1 protein-coding gene is annotated in these 552 nt (G+C 55.1%); it reads right to left on the bottom strand.

Translation table 11 applies throughout. From position 1 onward, the window contains the following. Nucleotides 1–552 (bottom strand): UDP-glucose 4-epimerase GalE (galE, locus tag KQJ18_RS24360; RefSeq protein ID WP_216422999.1); only part of this gene is annotated, 552 nt, incomplete at both ends.

Below are 552 nucleotides of genomic sequence, written 5' to 3'. Positions count from 1 at the left end.
CTGTTTGCCCGCCAGTTTTTCCATCGCGGCGACGTGGCCATCTGCGAGATCCATGACGTGGATATAGTCGCGAACGCCGGTGCCATCTTCGGTAGGGTAGTCGTTGCCAAATATGGCAAGGGACTCGCGGCGGCCAACGGCAACCTGTGCGATGTAAGGCATCAGGTTGTTTGGAATACCTTGCGGGTCTTCACCCATATCGCCTGACGGATGCGCGCCAACCGGGTTGAAGTAGCGCAGTAAGGCGATACTCCAGTCGGGCTGTGCTTTTTGCAGATCGGTCAGGATCTGTTCAACCATCAGCTTACTTTTGCCATACGGGCTTTGTGGTGTGCCGGTGGGGAAACTTTCAACGTAAGGAATTTGCGGCTGATCGCCATAGACGGTCGCGGAGGAGCTGAAAATGAAGTTTTTCACGTTAGCGGCGCGCATGGCATTCACCAGACGCAGCGTCCCGTTGACGTTGTTGTCATAGTATTCCAGCGGCTTGGCAACGGACTCGCCAACGGCTTTTAACCCGGCAAAATGGATGACCGTGTCAATGGCATGATC

This window comes from Citrobacter sp. S55_ASV_140, from assembly GCF_018919505.1.
Taxonomy (GTDB): domain Bacteria; phylum Pseudomonadota; class Gammaproteobacteria; order Enterobacterales; family Enterobacteriaceae; genus Citrobacter; species Citrobacter werkmanii.
The sequence above is the reverse complement of the archived record's forward strand: the minus strand, read 5'-3'. Positions and strand labels throughout refer to the sequence as shown.